This window comes from uncultured Thermosynechococcus sp., assembly GCF_938074695.1.
Taxonomy (GTDB): Bacteria; Cyanobacteriota; Cyanobacteriia; order Thermosynechococcales; family Thermosynechococcaceae; genus Thermosynechococcus.
On the sequence record NZ_CALJEM010000038.1, the window covers coordinates 21,048 to 37,535 of the forward strand.

The following is a 16,488-nucleotide window of genomic DNA, read 5'->3' on the forward strand; positions in this document are numbered from 1 at the left end:
CGAGACTGAGCAACCATGCCATTTACCCTGAAGGAAAGGTGTCCGAAGAGATCGTGGCTGCGTGCTGAATCGCCCACTCCACCTGATGAACCATGCCCCGCAACAGCGCCACTTCGGCATCCGTGGGGTAGGCGCGCCCCAGGAGTGCACGCACCTTGGCCATGCGACTGGCAGCCGTATGGGGATGCAAAAAACCAATGCGGAGCAACACCCGCTCTAAATGCTCATAAAACCCCTCCAGGCGCTCAAAGGGGACGGCAGACCCTTGGGGAAAAGTTCCTCCCCTGTCGCAGGCCGTTAACCACAACTCATAGCAGCATACGGCCACAGCTTGCGCCAGATTCAAAGATGGATAGGCATTGGCCGTAGGGATTTGCACTAAACCCTGGGTGCACTCTAATTCCGCATTCGTCAGTCCCCGATCCTCACGCCCAAATACCAGTGCCGACTGAGGCACGGCCAAGAGTTGAGGCGCTGCCTGACGGGGAGGCCAAAGGGGTAACGCTAAATCTGCCACCTCTCGTCCTACTGTGGCAAAAACCCGCTGACAATCGGCCAGAGCTGTCGTGAGGGAATCCGTAATCTCAGCTTGCTGAAGCACATCCTCTCCATGAACCGCCCAGCGCTGGGCTAACTCTCCCTTGGGATCACAGCGGGGACGGACAATCCACAACTGCTGTAGTCCCATATTTTTCATCACACGGGCAATGCTGCCGACATTGATTTCCCCTTGGGGTTCAACGAGGACAATGCGCACCGACGGCAGAGTATCCACGCTTGTCTGCTGAGTCAAAACAAAAAAATAATTAACCTTTTCTAGATAATTTTAGAAGACTTTCTGGCTTCTTCTCAAGCCTTGAGAATTAGAGCCTTTGCCGCACTTCTAAAATTTTTAACAATGGTTTAGAAAATGCAACATTGGCAGCGCAATCCTTAGCGCGATTATTAAAATTAAAGCTAATTTTTGAGAAGTAACCCCTACTGCCTTAGCCTAGGAAGTTCAGGGCGGATTTCCTAGGGATAAATTTCCACGATTCTCTTGGAGACTTCGACGAATTTAATCGTGTTCCCTCTTGATGAAAAAGGGTAGGGGGTCTGGTTTGATGGTGTGGTCTTGAAGGAGTTAACCCATGTGGCGTCTTATAAGCTTGCATTGGCCTAAGCTAAGTGCTGTCGGTCTGCTGTACTGCGCTTTAGCTGCCGGCGTAGGTTATCTTACGAACCTACAACTGGATGAAATGCACAATCAAGCAAGACATCAGGCAATACCCCTGCACTCGTACTATAGCCTGAATGATCTCACTCCCTGAGTCAAGAGGCCTTGGCTTCGAGGGGAGAATCCTCCGTCAGGCCAATTTCCCGCTTCAGGAGTTCCACTGACTGGGGATCAATGTAGCTTTCGCAGCAAATGAGACGGGGAATGCGAATCAATTCATGGCGAGCTGCCGCAATGGCTGCTTTAACCCGTTCCCCACTGGCGCGATCGCTAATGATTGTGTGGGCACGGTGGACAAGAGCATTGAGCTTATAGCTATCGTTGGCTTGGGCTGTGACCACGAGGAGTTCATCGCCCCGCAAACTGTGGATCATGACTTCAGCAACACCAAGGGTACCGGAACTCAGGCTGACCAACCCCAAGCAGGAGCCTTTCGGCAATTGCTGTACCACTTCCAGTTCCCGCTGGTAGTTGTAGATGTCGATGAAAAATACCCGCACGTCCTTATCGCGCGTGATTGCTTCCGTCATGCTGGCAAAATAGCGCACGGTAACGACGGTTGCAGAGGTATCCCCCTCAAGGACGGTTTCCAAGTCTTCAAGAAAGACCAATTCTACAGGAATCGGCAGCAGTTGTTGCAGTTCTTGAACAATTAGTTCGCCAGCCCCTTGATCGTGGCGGGGCACGGTTACCAAGATTCTCACCCCGGCTTTCTGGCGGGCGTCGAGTTCAGCGAGGAATAACTCCCGAATTTGACTGAGGGAATAGCCCATTTCCAGAAGGGTATCCACACTTTCTTGGACAATGCGGTGGACAGGGACAACGGCGGGTCGGCGTTGGCGGGGACGGGTTTCCTCTTGGCCGAGGGCGCGCACATAGATACCAGACCCCACTTGGGGCACGACTAAACCAGCGGCTTCAAGGCGTTCGTAAACTTTGCTGATGGTGTTGCGGTGCAGACCGGTTTGCATGGCAAGCTGCCGCGTACTGGGCAAGCGATAGCCGGGGGGAAACTGCCGTGCAGCGATCGCAAAACTAATTTGATTAAAGAGCTGAGTCGAAGCAGGAATTTCGCTATCCGGTTGGATGTGGAATTGAACCATAGCTTTTCTTTTGCCAATCAGAGACTGTCCTTGGGGGATACGCTCTCCTTGGTGTGGCTATGCCAGATGCAAAACCTACCCCCAATCGCTGCATAAATCGTTACGGTTAGTGAGTAATTTTACCCCACCGGTTCCCTATTGTCCTGTGCTTGATAATAGGGCGCTGTCACAGGGTCACCACCAAGTTGTCGCGATGGACAATTGTATCGGCACCCGCATAGCCAAGGATGTTGGCTAATTCTGTGGACTGTTGCCCCTGCACGCGGCGAATCTCTTCACTGCTGTAGTTGACGAGGCCACGGGCAATTTCGGTTCCTGTGGGATCACAGAGCTTGACGGCATCTTGGGCTTGAAACTCCCCTTCAACCCGGGTAATGCCGGCGGCCAAAAGAGATTTACCGCCAATGGTAATGGCTTTTACAGCGCCGTCATCCAACCACAACTCGCCTTTGGGAATGAGGGCACGGGCAATCCAGCGTTTGCGGGCATTGAGGGTTTTGGGACGGGGTTCAAAGTGGGTGCCTATGGGTTCACCCGCAAGGATTTTGAGAAGGTTAGTGGGCGATCGCCCATCGGTAATGACAGTGCGCACCCCGGCTTCTGTGGCAATCTCCGCGGCTCGAATTTTTGTCGTCATGCCCCCGGTGCCCCAAGGGGAGCCGGCAGCCCCAATTTGAATCGTTTGCGCTAACTCTGCCAAGGAGACCACCCGCTCAATGGGAACGGCTGTCTTATCAATGCGCGGATCTGCTGAGTACAGGCGATCGACATCTGTAAGCAAAAAGAGCCAGTCAGCCTCCACAAGGCTAGCCACAAGGGCTGAGAGGGTATCGTTGTCGCCAAACTTGAGTTCATCCACCGCCACGGTATCGTTTTCATTGACGATGGGGATCACCCCTAGCTCAAAAAGCGCTTGAAAGGTGTTGTAGATATTCAAGTAACTTTGGCGATCCACAAAGTTTTGCCGTGTGACGAGGATCTGGGCAATGGGCTGGTGGAGCACTGAAAAGAGGTCGTCATACATGCGCATCAAGTGTCCTTGACCTACGGCTGCTACCGCCTGCTTTTGGGCTAATTGTTGGGGACGCTCGCTCAGGCCCAAGCGCACGGCACCCACACCTACGGCCCCGGAGGAGACGAGCACCACGCGATCGCCCCGCCGTTGACAATGACACAAGACCTCCACTAATTGGGCAATGGTAGCCAAGGCCAGATTCCCTTCTTTGCCCCCCGTTAAGCTCGATGTGCCAATTTTGACGACCAGTGTTTGTGCCATGGGGAGTGGGAACGCAGGTTGTCTTGTGGGTATAGGATGAGGAGCAACGTGCTCATTGTATCGCAGTGGGAGACGGCGGATGAACTCAGGGTTTTGGTTCCAGGTGCTGGAAACCTGTCAACAGATTCAACAGGTGGTTGCCCCCCAGTTGCTGGCGTGGGCAGGGCAGTCCCCCAGCGATCGCAAAGCCGATGGCAGCCTTGTTACCCGCGCCGACCTTTGGGCCGATCGGAAAATCACTGAGATACTGCAAGAGCGCTTTCCCCACCACGGCTGTCTGAGTGAAGAGGGCAACCATACCTATGGCGGTGAACAGTGGTGTTGGATCATTGATCCGATTGATGGCACGACCAACTATAGTCATGGTCTGCCCATTTGGTGTATTGCCCTGAGTTTGCTCTACCAAGGCACACCCGTATTTAGCTATGTGCACGTTCCCGGCCTTCGGCAAACATTTCATGGCTTCCATCAAGCCCCGGATCATGCCAATGGTGCCTATTTGAATGAAAAGCCCATTCACGTCAAGGTCAGTGAGCCAAATTCCCAGACGTTTTTTAGTCTCTGTGCCCGCAGTACCGATGTGCTCAAGCGTCCCTTCCCCTGCAAAATTCGCATGCTGGGTTCTGCCAGTTATAATTTGCTGACCGTTGCCGCTGGTTATACCCTCGGTGCTGTAGAGCGCACACCTCGCCTTTGGGATGTCGCCCCCGCTTGGCCGATTGTCCATGCCGCTGGTGCCCACTGGCAATGGTTAGATGCGCCGCAATCTGGGCAAAGACTGTTTCCCCTTCAACCGGGTCATGAAGCCGGGAGTCGCAGTTTCCATACCCTAGTGAGTGCCAGTGCCAGCTTGGGGCAATTTTTTGCCGCGTACATTCTCTAAAATGCAGCTTGAGGAGACCAGCTCATAAAAACTCATGCAAAGCAATCTTTATGAAAGCGATTTTTACGCCTGGACTCTAGAGCAGGTAAAGTTGCTGAAGGCAAGAGACTTTACCCACCTTGATATTGCCCACCTCGTGGAGGAAATTGAAGCCTTGGGCAGGCAGGAGCGTCGGGAGCTAGAGAATGCCTAGGAGTCTTGATTGGGCATCTCCTGAAGTGGGACTATCAGCCGCAAAAACGGAGTAAAAGCTGGCGAGTCATGATTTAGATTCAGCGACGGGAGATTAAGGATTTATTGGAAGAGAATCCTAGCCTTCAGTCTTATCTCACGCAGGCGATCGCCAAGGCCTATTTGGCAGGACTAGATTTAGTGTGCTTGGAAACACCTCTAGACTATCAGGACTTACCTGAAACCTGTCCCTACAGTCCAGAACAATTGCTGGATTCAGACTTTCCCGGAGACTTGCATTCCACGAAATAGGTCAGCATCAAAGTTGACATCCTCCCCGGCTTGTTAGCTTGCGCCCGCGTAGCAATAGGCCAAAGATTCCTAGGGCGCTCAAGCCGATGATCTTAAGTCGCTAGGGACTCCGTCCCGCTGGCGCGAACGGTGGGTTCTTACACCGAGTGCGGATCCGCTGCTCGTATCTCCCCAGGCGTCATTTCCGGCATGCCCTACCGTAGGTCGGCGTGGTTGCGGCCGACAGCAAGATGATAGAACGGCTCCCCCCTTGACGCTATCCTTCCCTGCCCTGCTAGCTTGCTCCTGCGCAGCGGTACGGCGGGGCTTGCTGCGCACCGGGTCAAGTGTGAGGCTATACTGGCAGTGACGACGTGGAGTCGCAGGATGGATACAGCAGAGATTAAAGCCTTGGTGGAAAAAGCCCTAGAAGATAAAATTCTTACCCTTGAGGAGCATGGCCAGATTATTGATGCGGTGCTCTCCGATGGCCAAATTTCCGAAGAAGAGAAAAAAATTTTACAGGAACTCCTCGAACGGGTCGCCTCTGGGGAAATTGATTCCCAGTACTAGGATGTTTGAATCTGCACTCGCCCTTGGCGTAGGACGTGCCATTCCCCCGCTTGCCACTGCACCACGGTTGAGGGTTCTGGAGGCGTAGGGGGTAACTGCCAAGGGTAGAGCGTCAGCACTTGGGGAAACTCGCGAGCGATCGCCCCCAATTCAATAAGTGGGGGTTGACCTGAGCGGTTAACGCTGGTAGTGGCCAAGGGGCCTGTTTGCTCCAAGAGGGCTTGAGCAGGCGGCCAATCGGGAACCCGTAAGCCAATCGTGCCTGTACCTAGGGGGTTCAATCCGCGGGGGAGTTCAGCGGCAGGCAATACCAAGGTTACAGCACCTGGCCAATAACGCGCCGCCATTGCAGACCACTGTTCCCATTCAGCGGCAGTGCCACGTACAAACGGCCAGAGTTGCTCAGGGTTGGCGCCCATGAGGATCAAGGGTTTATCTGGTTGGCGCTCCTTGGCGATATAGATTAATTCCCCGCGATCGCAACGACTGGCCAAAGCGGGCACCGTATCGGTGGGAAAACTAATTAACCAATTGCCTGTGCGCACTGCGGCCACTAAAGCAGCTAGACTTACCTGTGCCATGCCTCCTTCCTACCAACCAATGGCAACCCCTTCTCCCCGCGGATCGGCTGCCCCTTCCAATTGTCCCTGATCTAAAACACGAATTAAGCTGGCATTGCCCCACGGGCGGGTTTGTTCGACCCGATAGCCCCACTGCTGCCATGTTTTGAGCCAAGGACGGGGGATGGTTGGCTCGACAAAGAGGGTATCCGGTGCCCATTGGTGATGAATGCGGGGATGACTGACAGCAGTAGCGGCATCCTGGCCTAAATCAACCACGTTCAGAAACAGTTGCAGCACCGTGGTGATGATTCGACTGCCCCCCGCTGAGCCTAGAACCATATGGAGGCGATTATCCCGTAGCACAATTGTCGGACTCATGCTGGAGAGGGGACGCTTGCCGGGGGCAATACCATTGGCAAGGGAGCTATTGTTCGCTTGAATACCGACAACCCCAAAGAGGTTGGGTTGATTGGGGGCAATGGCAAAATCGTCCATTTCGTTGTTGAGGAGAATGCCTGTTTGGGGCACAACCACACCTGCACCAAAAGGACCATTAATTGTAAACGTCAGGCTAACCGCATTCCCTTGGGCATCCACCACATTCAGGTGACTGGTATTATCCGACTCTGCAAGTTGGATCGGGGTTGCGGGAGCAACGGCTTCTTGAGCACGGGCACGCCGAGGGAGAATTTCTGTCACCCGCTGTTGGGCATAGCGACGACTGGTGAGGGTCGTTACGGGAACAGGCACAAAGTCACTATCCCCAAGATAACGGGCGCGATCAGCATAGGCAATTTGCATCACAGCGGCAAGGTAGTGACCGCGATCGTAGGGGGTGGAAGTAGGGGGAAGGAGTTGCCAGAGGTTGAGCATTTGCACAAGAGCAACACCCCCAGAAGAGGGGGGTGGCATCGAACAAACTTGAAATACACGGTAGGTGCCACAGATTGGCGATCGCCAAAGGGGAGTATAAGTTCGCAAATCCTCTTGTCTGATTTTGCCCCCTTGCTTTGCCATAAAGTCCGCGATCGCGCCAGCAATCCAACCCTCATAAAAGCTTTTTGGGTCGCGGGCGATCGCCCCCAAAGTTTTTGCCAACTCTGGCTGCCGAATGAGGGTGCCCAAGGGGGGAACTTGACCATACCTGAGGAAAATGCGCGCAGCGGTGGCATCTTGCTGAAGAACAGATTGGCGCATCGTCGCCCACTGCCGATAGCGGGAGGTAACGGCAAATCCCTGTTGGGCGGCCTGAATGGCAGGCGCCACCACCTGAGACCAAGGCAGTTGACCATAGTGTTGGTGCAAAGTGGCTAAGCCGGCAACGGTGCCGGGGGTGCCTGCGGCCAAGACGCCATCTAAACTGGCACGGGGAACTACCTCTCCTTTCTCATTCAGATACATGGTTGGTGTTGCTTGCAGGGGGGCCCGTTCCCGAAAATCAAGGGCATGGATGGTTTGAGAGGGAGCGTGATACACAAGGGCAAAGCCACCCCCGCCAATCCCAGCAGCATAGGGTTCAACCACTGAGATCATAAATGCCGTTGCCACGGCGGCATCCACAGCATTGCCCCCTTTTTTGAGAATCTCTATCCCTACTCTTGCTGCTGCGGGTTGTGCCGCTGTAACCATTCCCCGTTGGCTAATGGTTTGGGCTGGGGTGGGTGGGGCGGGAAAAAAGGTTACCGCTAGGACAATGCCTAGGAGGGGCGATCGCCCCCACTGCCCAAGCTTCCCTAGACTAAACCCTTGTCCCATAATTGATTTGGCTCAAAACTGCTGCGGAACGCCAGCCTGTAAAATACACGAAAAGAGGATTATTGCAAAATCTATCAACCGCCAAGATTCATTTTTGTCATGCCAAATTCACTTTTAGAAACCAGTTGGTGGGTGCCCTGTTATGGTTTGGTGGGTGCAGCCCTAACACTGCCCTGGGCCACCGGTTATGTGCGGCGCACCGGCCCTCGACCTGCTGCCTACTTTAACCTGCTCATGACCTTCGCTGCCTTTGTCCATGGCTTTTTTCTGTTGCAACAAACTCGCAGTGGCGCCACCACAACAATTGTTTGGCATTGGCTGCAAGCGCCCGGTCTAGACCTCTCCTTTTCGATTCTGGTCAATAGTGTCACCACCGCGGCAATGGAACTGGTGACGGGTCTGAGTATCTTGGCACAAATTTTTGCCCTTGGCTACCTGGAAAAGGACTGGGGCATGGCGCGGTTCTTTGCCCTCATGGGCTTTTTTGAAGCAGCCCTCAGTGGCATTGCCATCAGTAACTCCCTTCTACTTAGCTATGGCCTATTGGAGATGCTGACCCTCTCGACGTATTTGCTCGTTGGCTTTTGGTATGCTCAGCCGCTCGTGGTCAAAGCTGCACGGGATGCCTTTCTCACGAAACGGGTAGGGGATATTCTCCTGCTGATGGGGGTCGTTGCTGTGGGGAGCCTTGCGGGCAGCTATGATTTTCCCGATCTCTATGAATGGGCAGAACAGGTTAACTTACCGCAGGGTTGGGGCTTTTTACTGGGCTTGGCTCTCATTGCCGGTCCTACGGGGAAATGCGCCCAAGTGCCTTTACACCTCTGGCTGGATGAAGCAATGGAAGCCCCTAACCCTGCCTCAATCATGCGGAATTCGGTGGTGGTGGCTGCGGGTGCCTATATCCTGATTAAGCTACAGCCGATTCTTGTAGCTTGCCCAGGGGCAAATGCACTGTTGATTCTCATCGGTGCGGTGACGGCCATTAGTGAGTCGCTTGTCTCCATTGCTCAAATTGACATTAAACGCGCACTGTCTCACTCGACAAGTGCGTATCTGGGACTGGTCTTCATCGGTGTCGGCACGAACTGGACAGACTTTGCCCTGTTTGTATTGCTGACCCACGCGATCGCCAAGGCATTGCTCTTTATGAGTATTGGCAGCGTGATTATGACCACTAACTGTCAGGATTTAACGGAATTGGGCGGCCTAGGGGGACGGATGCCGGCCACCAGTTCGGCTTTTGTTGTTGGCGGTTTGTCCCTCATTGGCTGTCTGCCCCTTGGGGGTTTTTGGGCTTTCTATCGGGGTATAGACTACTATTGGCCCGACCTCCCTTGGCTAGTGGGCTTGATTTTGCTGGTGAATCTGTTGACGGCGGTAAACCTCACCCGTGTCTTTCGCTTAGTCTTTTTAGGTCCTACGCAACCCAAAACCCGCCGTGCCCCTGAAGTGCCTTGGCCTTTAGCTGTGCCGATGGTAACGTTGAGTGTTTTGAATTTGCTGGTGCCCTTTATCTTGCAGCGAGTGCAGTTGTTGCCGGAGACAATTGACTGGAGAATTGTGGCTCTCTTGGTGGTGTCCGGCGGAGCGGGGATTCTTTTGGGCGGCTTTGTGACCCTCAAGCGCAGTTGGACGCGCTCCATTAAGGTGCCCTTACGCTTTGTGCAGGATCTGCTGGCCTACGACTTTTACATTGAGGAACTCTACCGTTATACCGTGGTTTGGGCAGTGCGATCCCTCTCGCAGTTGAGCGCCTGGGTGGATCGCCAGATTGTGGATCGAATTGTGAATACCACGGGTGTGGCCTCCCTTGTCGGAGGGGAGTTGCTGAAGTACAGTGCCAGTGGTCAATCCCAAGCCTATTTACTGCTGGTATTTATTGGTGTGGCGATTCTTGGGGGGGCGATCGCATGGCTACTCCTGTAATGCCGCTGTTGAGTCTCCTCCTCTGGGTGCCCTTGCTCGGTGCAGTGGCTCTCACTCTATTACCCTCTGAAACAAGGGGACAAACCTATCGCACTTTGGCAGCCATAGTGATCGCGATCGCCCTTGGGGTGAGTCTCGCGATCGCTCGCCTGTTTGATCCGAGTAATGCGGCGCCGCAATTAATAGAGGTGATTCCCTGGTTAGAGCCACTGGGGTTGAGCTATCGCCTGAGTGTGGATGGTCTGTCGCTGCCGCTATTGGTTTTGAATAACTTCCTAACATTGATTGCCCTGTTGGCCACCTCTGTCCATCTGCCCCGTCCTCGGTTGTATTACCCCCTGGTACTGCTGTTGAATGCTGGCGTCAGTGGTGCCTTTTTGGCCGACAATTTGCTGCTCTTTTTCCTCTTTTATGAATTGGAGTTGATTCCCCTGTATCTTTTGATTGCGATTTGGGGTGGGGCACGGCGCAGTTATGCAGCCACGAAGTTTTTGATTTATACGGCTCTTTCTGGGGTGCTGCTTCTAGCGGGCTTTCTGGGATTGGTGTGGTTAGCCGATGCTCCCTCCTTTGATTTTGATCCCCAGTTGTCAACCCTACTGCCCTTGAGTTCGCAAGTGATCCTACTGGGGCTGATTTTAGTGGGGTTTGGTATTAAGATTCCCCTCGTGCCCTTCCATACTTGGCTACCGGATGCCCACGTTGAAGCCTCCACCCCCATTTCAGTTCTACTCGCAGGGGTACTCCTCAAACTGGGTACCTATGGGTTGGTGCGCTTTGGCGTGCAGTTATTCCCCCAAGCATGGCAGGTGTTAGCGCCCCTATTGGCCACGTGGGCGGTGGTCAGCGTCCTCTACGGTTCCCTGATGGCGATCGCCCAAACGGATATGAAAAAAATGGTGGCCTACAGCTCCATTGGGCATATGGGGTTTGTCCTTTTGGCCACTGCAACGGCCACACCCTTGAGTATTCTGGCAGCCATTGCCCAGATGATGAGCCACGGGCTAATTTCCGCTCTCCTTTTTCTGCTGGTGGGGGTTGTCTATGAAAAAACCGGCAGTCGCAACATTGAGGTGCTACGGGGATTGCTGAACCCAGAGCGGGGTTTACCCCTCATTGGCAGCTTGATGATTGTCGGTGTCATGGCCAGTGGCGGGATCCCCGGTATGGTTGGCTTTGTTGCCGAGTTCTTGATCTTTCGCAGCAGTTTTCTCACCTTTCCGGTGCAGACGCTCCTGTGTATGGTGGGAACAGGCTTGACGGCCGTGTATTTTCTGTTGCTGGTGAACCGCGTCTTTTTTGGTCGGCTACCCAATGAGCTAACGGATTTACCCCCAGTTGCTTGGGGCGATCGCCTACCCAGCCTAATCTTGGCCACGCTAATCTTAATGTTAGGAATTGCTCCCAACTGGTTGATTCACTGGAGCAAAACCACCGTTGATTTGCTAACCCCCACTGTTGTGACACTGCCCACCCTATGACATTACTTCGTCCGACGCTTACCTCCCACTCTCCTGAGTTGCGGACTGTGATTTTAGAGCGACTGCTGCGGGGTCAAGCCCTGTTGCCGGATACACCAACCCATGTCATGGAAGTGGTGGGCATTCTCAAAAGCTATGGGGTAGTGCTCAAAGCCTACGCCGAAAACCTCTGTGACATTAGTGAGCGGCAGTTCCTGGTGCTCTTTCCCTTTTTTAAGTACTTTAATGGCGAAATTACCATTCCCAAGCTACTGCGCCACTGGTGGCACGACCGCATTAACTATGAGTATGCCGAATACTGCATGCGCGCCATGATGTGGCATGGGGGTGGGGGTCTTGATGCCTTCTTGGATTCGGCAGAATTTCGCCAATTAGCCGGCAAGGCAATTGCGGCTAAGCTGCGGGGCAATCCCCTCATGCAACTGCTAAATCAGCTCTTTCCAGAATTTTTGCTGGAAACGGTGCGGATGCTTTGCTACTACAGTGGCTTGGGGCAGTTTTGGACGGTGATGTATCCCATTTTCTTGACCTTGAGCGATCGCTACGATGCGGGTGAGATTCGCAGTATTCCCGATGTGGTGGATCACATTCGCGCCGGTCTAATTGCGGAGGCGCATCGCCCCATTACCTACAGCGTCAAAATCCACGGTCAAACCTACGACATCCTCCCCCCCAGTGCCAACCTTACCTTTCTAGCCGACACGGCCATTCCCTACATCGAAGCGGTCTTCCTGCGGGGCACCCCCTTCTTTGGCTTGGTTTCCTTCAACGCCCAAGCCCAGCAAATTTCCCGCGAGCAAGCGGAGTTTAGCTATGGTGCTCTCTTTGCCGATCCCATTCCCACGGGTGCTGCCGGCATTCCCCCCACCCTCCTAATGCAGGATATGCGGCACTATCTCCCCCCCTATCTACTGGAGTTCTATCGCCGCCACGGTCGGGGAGAAGGCGATTTGCGGGTGAAAATCTGCCAGACCTTCCAAAAGTCAATGTTTTGCGTCACCACAGCAGCAATCACTGCCCTTGCCCCCTATCCCTGGACGACCACTGACCCCCAAGAGCAAGCTGCCAATCGTGCCTTCTACGAAACATGGCTGGATCGCCTCGAAACCTCCCGCCTCTGGAGTGTTCAAATGGGCAATTAAGCAAGGCTCAGGCCGCGATAAGATAGTATGGCAGTTCATCTCCCTCCATTGACAATAAAATGACCCACATTGATTGGCTTGCGCAAACGGATCCCTTGGTTGCTGAAATGGTACAGCGGGAACTCCAACGGCAGCGGCAACACCTTGAACTGATTGCCAGCGAGAACTTTACTTCTCCTGCGGTGATGGCCGCTCAAGGCACAGTTCTCACCAACAAATATGCCGAGGGCTTGCCCGGCAAACGCTACTACGGTGGCTGCGAATTTGTGGATGAAGTAGAGCAATTGGCCATTGATCGCGCCAAGGAACTCTTTGGTGCTGCCCACGCCAACGTTCAGCCCCACTCCGGTGCCCAAGCCAATTTTGCCGTCTTTTTGGCACTGCTCAATCCGGGCGATACGATCATGGGCATGGACTTGTCCCACGGCGGCCATCTCACCCACGGTTCGCCCGTCAACGTTTCCGGCAAATGGTTTAACGTGATCCACTACGGTGTCCACCCTGAAACGGAACGCCTCGATATGGATCAGGTGCGGGATTTAGCGCAGCGGCATCGTCCCAAGCTCATTATCTGCGGCTATTCCGCCTATCCTCGGCAGATTCCCTTTGCCGAGTTTCGCCAAATTGCCGATGAGGTGGGGGCTTACTTAATGGCTGATATTGCCCACATTGCCGGTTTGGTTGCCACGGGTCACCATCCTAACCCCGTGCCCATTTGTGATGTAGTCACCACCACCACCCACAAAACTCTGCGCGGCCCTCGCGGCGGCCTCATTCTTACCCGTGATGAAGAGTTGGGCAAAAAACTGGATAAGGCTGTCTTTCCCGGTAGCCAAGGCGGGCCATTGGAACACGTGATTGCTGCTAAAGCTGTGGCCTTTGGTGAAGCCCTCAAGCCAGAATTCAAAGCCTACTCTGGTCAAGTCATCCGCAATGCCCAAGCCCTCGCTGCCGGACTGCAGGCACGCCAACTGCGTCTTGTTTCTGGCGGAACCGATAACCACTTGATGCTCATTGACCTGCGATCGGTGAACCTGACGGGCAAAGAAGCCGATCGCCTGATGGGGGAAATTAATATCACCACTAACAAAAATACAATCCCCTTTGATCCGGCCTCTCCCTTTGTTACCAGTGGTCTGCGGTTAGGAACACCTGCGTTGACAACCCGCGGCTTCACTGAAGCTGAGTTTAGGGAAATCGCCGAAATTATTAGCGATCGCCTACATGCTCCCACCGATGAAGCCGTCAAGCACCGCTGCCGTGAGCGGGTGGCAGCTCTCTGCACCAAATTTCCCCTTTATCCTCACTTGCCATTGCCGCAACCGGTGCTAGCCTGAAGGGGAATCCTGCCCCTTTCTTGAGCAGATGCTGTACCACCTGATTGCCTTTCTTGCTGCCATTGCCGTTGTCCTCTTGGTCACCCCCATTGTCAATGACCTTGGACATAAAGCTGGGTTTGTCGATCAACCCAATGAGCGCAAGATTCACACTCGCCCGATGGTGCGCCTCGGAGGCGTCTCTATCTTTCTCGGTAATCTGGTGGCACTACTCATTGTCTGGAATGCGGGCGGGTTCGGTGTCCTCCCTCAGCCAGCGGAGTATGAAATTTGGGGCGTTACCCTAGGGGGAGTGGCCTTTTTCCTCATTGGCTTAGCGGATGATCTTCTCACTTTACCGGCGCTTCTACGCCTTGTCCTGCAATTTCTGGTGGCGGGGATTGTCTGGGCGGTGGGCGTGAAAATTCGCATTATTACTGTGCCCTTTGTGGGCATGGTTGACCTCGGCTGGCTCAGTTTACCCCTGACCACGGTCTGGCTGGTGGGGATTGCCAATGCCATTAACTTCATTGACGGTGTGGATGGTCTAGCAGCGGGGGTGTCCGGTATTGCCGCGTCTGCAATGTTTTTCGTCTGTATGCTTATGGGCGAGCCAGAGGCAGGACTTTTGGCTGCGGCTCTAGCAGGGGGTGCACTGGGCTTTTTGCGCTATAACTTTAATCCTGCCCAAATTTTCATGGGGGATGGGGGTGCCTACTTCATGGGGTTTACCCTTGCAGGATTGGGGGTCATTGGTCTGGTTAAAGCCTATACAGCGGTGGCTATTCTAGTGCCTCTGTTGATTCTGGCAGTGCCGATTGTGGATACATCAACCGTTGTTTTTAACCGCCTCCTGAAGGGGCAATCTCCCTTTGCTCCTGACAAGAGACACTTACACCATCGCCTTCTTAAGGCCGGTCTTTCGCAGCGGGTAACGGTACTGTTTATCTACTGCTTGACGCTGTGGGTGGGTAGTCTTGCTTTGGCTTTGGCGGGTTTACCGGGGGGATGGGGCTATGCGGTGGCGGCGTCCCTTTTAATGGGCTTTGCTTCATGGTATGTCTGGCAGCGAGTGCGCAGCAGCGAAAATGACTGAAACAATGAGTGCAGAAATTATTTGCGTGGGCACGGAATTGCTCCTCGGGGAGATTCTCAACAGTAATGCCCAGTTTTTAGCGCAACAACTGGCGAGCTTAGGCATTCCCCACTATTACCAAACTGTGGTTGGCGACAATCCCACGCGGATTAAAAAAGTCGTGGCCATTGCCTGCGATCGCGCCCGTCTGTTGATTTTCACCGGCGGCCTTGGCCCCACTCCCGATGATCTCACCACCGAAACCCTAGCGGATTTTTTTCAAGCCCCCCTGGAAGAGCGCCCGGAAATTATTGCTGACCTAGAACGCAAGTATGCCCATCGCGGCGGCTTCAGCCCCAGTAATCGCAAGCAAGCCCTCTTGCCGGTAGGGGCACAGATTCTCCCCAATCCCCTGGGAACAGCCCCCGGCATGATCTGGCAGCCGCGCACAGGTCTCATCATTCTCACCTTTCCCGGCGTGCCTGCGGAAATGAAACGGATGTGGCAAGAAACGGCAGTGCCTTTTTTACGCTCCCAAGGCTGGGGAAAAGAGGTCATTTACAGCCGTGTGCTGCGGTTTTGGGGTATTCCCGAAGCCCTGCTGGCCGAAAAAGTGGCGGCTCAAATTGCCCGAGAGCACCCCACGGTGGCTCCCTATGCAAGCAACGGTGAAACCCGCCTCCGCATTACCGTACGTGCCAAGGATGAAGCAACGGCTCAACAACTGATTCAGCCGGTCGAAGCAGAAATTCGCCAAATTACCGGCATGGATTGCTACGGCGTTGATGAAGATACGCTCGCATCTGTGGTTGCTCGCCTTCTCCAAGAGCGACACCAAACCGTGGCCGTGGCGGAGTCCTGTACGGGCGGCGGCCTTGGGGAAATGCTGACCCGCCTAGCGGGGAGTTCCCTCTACTTCAAGGGGGGCGTCATCGCCTATGCAAATGAAGTGAAGGTGAATCTACTGGGCGTTGATGCTCAGGTCTTACACCAGCTGGGGGCTGTGAGTGCGGAGGTGGCCGCCCAAATGGCGCTGGGGGTTAAGGCCCGCTTGGCCAGTGATTGGGGCATTAGTATTACGGGGATTGCAGGGCCGGGGGGAGCAACGCCCACTAAACCTGTGGGGCTGGTCTATATTGGCGTGGCATTGCCCAATGGCGAAGTGATTACCCATGAATTTCGCCTCAGTGGTCAACGCGGCCGGGATTGGGTGCGGCAGTTGAGTGTAATGAATGCCTTGGATGTATTGCGGCGGCAACTCTTGATGAACCCATGAGTCACGCTCTGCTTTGGTTACCCCTATTGGCGGTTTTTGTGGTTCTGGTATGGCTGGGCTGGGTCGAGTCCCGCAAGCTAGAACACTATCGCCACTGGGCGCAACAGTTTGAGGCAAGCAAGTACGATATTGCCGCTGTCCTTGGTCAGCAGGGCGATCGCCTGATCTGGGGACAACCGACGCGACAGGGTATTGTCAATTTGCAAACCTGTGAATTCTCGGCCATCCAGAGCGTCTGGGTCGAGGGTGGGGGCCGGCGGCTTGAGACAGAGAGTGATCGTTTTAGGGGAACCATTTATCTGGTGTTGCAAACCCCCACAGGAGAGTGCCATCGCATTCCCTTTACAGAACTCTCCCTTGCCTTGGCGTGGCGCGATCGCCTGCAATCAAAACTTGCGGGTAAAATTGAGAGCGAGTTTGCATAGGTTCTCAACCTGT

Annotated in this window: 14 protein-coding genes and 1 pseudogene; 10 read left to right on the forward strand and 5 right to left on the reverse strand. The window is 54.2% G+C overall.

Features of this window, described 5'->3' with window-relative positions; all coding sequences use genetic code 11:
* Positions 1-22 precede the first annotated feature (22 nt).
* The 3 genes from Q0683_RS06230 to proB form a co-directional block, all read right to left on the reverse strand.
* Positions 23-775 carry an RNA methyltransferase gene (locus tag Q0683_RS06230; RefSeq protein WP_298976832.1) on the reverse strand — a complete coding sequence of 251 codons (753 nt, stop codon included), beginning with the start codon at positions 773-775 and terminating at the stop codon, positions 23-25.
* A 536-nt stretch (positions 776-1,311) separates the two neighbouring features.
* Entirely contained in the window at positions 1,312-2,319 is a 1,008-nt protein-coding gene (locus Q0683_RS06235) for a GntR family transcriptional regulator (RefSeq protein WP_298615828.1), read from the reverse strand.
* A gap of 166 nt (positions 2,320-2,485) precedes the next feature.
* The gene (gene proB / locus Q0683_RS06240; RefSeq protein WP_298976835.1) at positions 2,486-3,595 is read right to left on the reverse strand and encodes a glutamate 5-kinase; all 1,110 of its coding nucleotides are present in this window, start codon (positions 3,593-3,595) and stop codon (positions 2,486-2,488) included.
* A 79-nt stretch (positions 3,596-3,674) separates the two neighbouring features.
* On the opposite strand from proB, the gene Q0683_RS06245 reads away from it, so the two are divergent.
* From Q0683_RS06245 to Q0683_RS06255, 3 genes and pseudogenes are all read left to right on the forward strand, one after another.
* Positions 3,675-4,478 carry an inositol monophosphatase family protein gene (locus tag Q0683_RS06245; RefSeq protein WP_298976837.1) on the forward strand — a complete coding sequence of 268 codons (804 nt, stop codon included), beginning with the start codon at positions 3,675-3,677 and terminating at the stop codon, positions 4,476-4,478.
* A 34-nt stretch (positions 4,479-4,512) separates the two neighbouring features.
* Positions 4,513-4,961: pseudogene (locus tag Q0683_RS06250) on the forward strand (DUF29 domain-containing protein).
* Between the two features lie 366 nt (positions 4,962-5,327).
* Positions 5,328-5,513 (forward strand): hypothetical protein, encoded by a 186-nt coding sequence (locus Q0683_RS06255; RefSeq protein WP_298976839.1) that lies wholly within the window; start codon positions 5,328-5,330, stop codon positions 5,511-5,513.
* Here the strand turns inward: Q0683_RS06255 and Q0683_RS06260 are convergent.
* Both Q0683_RS06260 and ggt read right to left on the reverse strand, forming a co-directional pair.
* Positions 5,510-6,094, reverse strand: coding sequence for an L-threonylcarbamoyladenylate synthase (locus Q0683_RS06260; RefSeq protein WP_298615809.1), 585 nt, complete (start codon positions 6,092-6,094; stop codon positions 5,510-5,512). The genes Q0683_RS06255 and Q0683_RS06260 overlap by 4 nt on opposite strands.
* 9 nt (positions 6,095-6,103) lie before the next feature.
* Positions 6,104-7,831: a gamma-glutamyltransferase gene (gene ggt / locus Q0683_RS06265; protein ID WP_298976842.1), complete on the reverse strand. Its 1,728-nt coding sequence runs from the start codon at positions 7,829-7,831 to the stop codon at positions 6,104-6,106.
* 99 nt (positions 7,832-7,930) lie between these two features.
* Here ggt and Q0683_RS06270 point away from each other — a divergent pair, with 99 nt between their 5' ends.
* From Q0683_RS06270 to Q0683_RS06300, 7 genes are read left to right on the forward strand one after another with little or no spacing between them, the layout of a single operon-like run.
* Positions 7,931-9,760, forward strand: a complete 1,830-nt coding sequence (locus tag Q0683_RS06270) for an NAD(P)H-quinone oxidoreductase subunit F (RefSeq protein WP_298615803.1) — start codon at positions 7,931-7,933, stop codon at positions 9,758-9,760.
* Positions 9,745-11,241 (forward strand): NADH-quinone oxidoreductase subunit M, encoded by a 1,497-nt coding sequence (locus Q0683_RS06275; RefSeq protein WP_298615801.1) that lies wholly within the window; start codon positions 9,745-9,747, stop codon positions 11,239-11,241. The genes Q0683_RS06270 and Q0683_RS06275 overlap by 16 nt, the downstream gene beginning before the upstream one ends.
* Entirely contained in the window at positions 11,238-12,383 is a 1,146-nt protein-coding gene (locus Q0683_RS06280; RefSeq protein ID WP_298615799.1) for a CO2 hydration protein, read from the forward strand. Before Q0683_RS06275 ends, Q0683_RS06280 begins: the two co-directional genes overlap by 4 nt.
* A gap of 59 nt (positions 12,384-12,442) precedes the next feature.
* On the forward strand, positions 12,443-13,720 hold the full coding sequence (glyA, locus tag Q0683_RS06285; RefSeq protein WP_298615797.1) for a serine hydroxymethyltransferase: 1,278 nt from the start codon (positions 12,443-12,445) through the stop codon (positions 13,718-13,720).
* A 28-nt stretch (positions 13,721-13,748) separates the two neighbouring features.
* Positions 13,749-14,795, forward strand: coding sequence for a glycosyltransferase family 4 protein (locus tag Q0683_RS06290; protein WP_298976845.1), 1,047 nt, complete (start codon positions 13,749-13,751; stop codon positions 14,793-14,795).
* Between the two features lie 4 nt (positions 14,796-14,799).
* Positions 14,800-16,050, forward strand: a complete 1,251-nt coding sequence (locus Q0683_RS06295; RefSeq protein ID WP_366142731.1) for a competence/damage-inducible protein A — start codon at positions 14,800-14,802, stop codon at positions 16,048-16,050.
* On the forward strand, positions 16,047-16,475 hold the full coding sequence (locus tag Q0683_RS06300) for a hypothetical protein (RefSeq protein WP_298615791.1): 429 nt from the start codon (positions 16,047-16,049) through the stop codon (positions 16,473-16,475). The genes Q0683_RS06295 and Q0683_RS06300 overlap by 4 nt, the downstream gene beginning before the upstream one ends.
* Positions 16,476-16,488: the final 13 nt, after the last annotated feature.

Excerpts from the sequence above, each read along its gene's own strand:
- Q0683_RS06260 (WP_298615809.1), bottom strand. The coding sequence starts at position 6,094 with ATGGCACAGGTAAGTCTAGCTGCTTTAGTGGCCGCAGTGCGCACAGGC.
- proB (WP_298976835.1), bottom strand. The coding sequence starts at position 3,595 with ATGGCACAAACACTGGTCGTCAAAATTGGCACATCGAGCTTAACGGGG.
- Q0683_RS06245 (WP_298976837.1), top strand. The coding sequence starts at position 3,675 with ATGAACTCAGGGTTTTGGTTCCAGGTGCTGGAAACCTGTCAACAGATT.
- Q0683_RS06235 (WP_298615828.1), bottom strand. The coding sequence starts at position 2,319 with ATGGTTCAATTCCACATCCAACCGGATAGCGAAATTCCTGCTTCGACT.
- Q0683_RS06280 (WP_298615799.1), top strand. The coding sequence starts at position 11,238 with ATGACATTACTTCGTCCGACGCTTACCTCCCACTCTCCTGAGTTGCGG.
- glyA (WP_298615797.1), top strand. The coding sequence starts at position 12,443 with ATGACCCACATTGATTGGCTTGCGCAAACGGATCCCTTGGTTGCTGAA.
- ggt (WP_298976842.1), bottom strand. The coding sequence starts at position 7,831 with ATGGGACAAGGGTTTAGTCTAGGGAAGCTTGGGCAGTGGGGGCGATCG.
- Q0683_RS06270 (WP_298615803.1), top strand. The coding sequence starts at position 7,931 with ATGCCAAATTCACTTTTAGAAACCAGTTGGTGGGTGCCCTGTTATGGT.
- Q0683_RS06255 (WP_298976839.1), top strand. The coding sequence starts at position 5,328 with ATGGATACAGCAGAGATTAAAGCCTTGGTGGAAAAAGCCCTAGAAGAT.
- Q0683_RS06300 (WP_298615791.1), top strand. The coding sequence starts at position 16,047 with ATGAGTCACGCTCTGCTTTGGTTACCCCTATTGGCGGTTTTTGTGGTT.
- Q0683_RS06275 (WP_298615801.1), top strand. The coding sequence starts at position 9,745 with ATGGCTACTCCTGTAATGCCGCTGTTGAGTCTCCTCCTCTGGGTGCCC.
- Q0683_RS06295 (WP_366142731.1), top strand. The coding sequence starts at position 14,800 with ATGAGTGCAGAAATTATTTGCGTGGGCACGGAATTGCTCCTCGGGGAG.
- Q0683_RS06290 (WP_298976845.1), top strand. The coding sequence starts at position 13,749 with ATGCTGTACCACCTGATTGCCTTTCTTGCTGCCATTGCCGTTGTCCTC.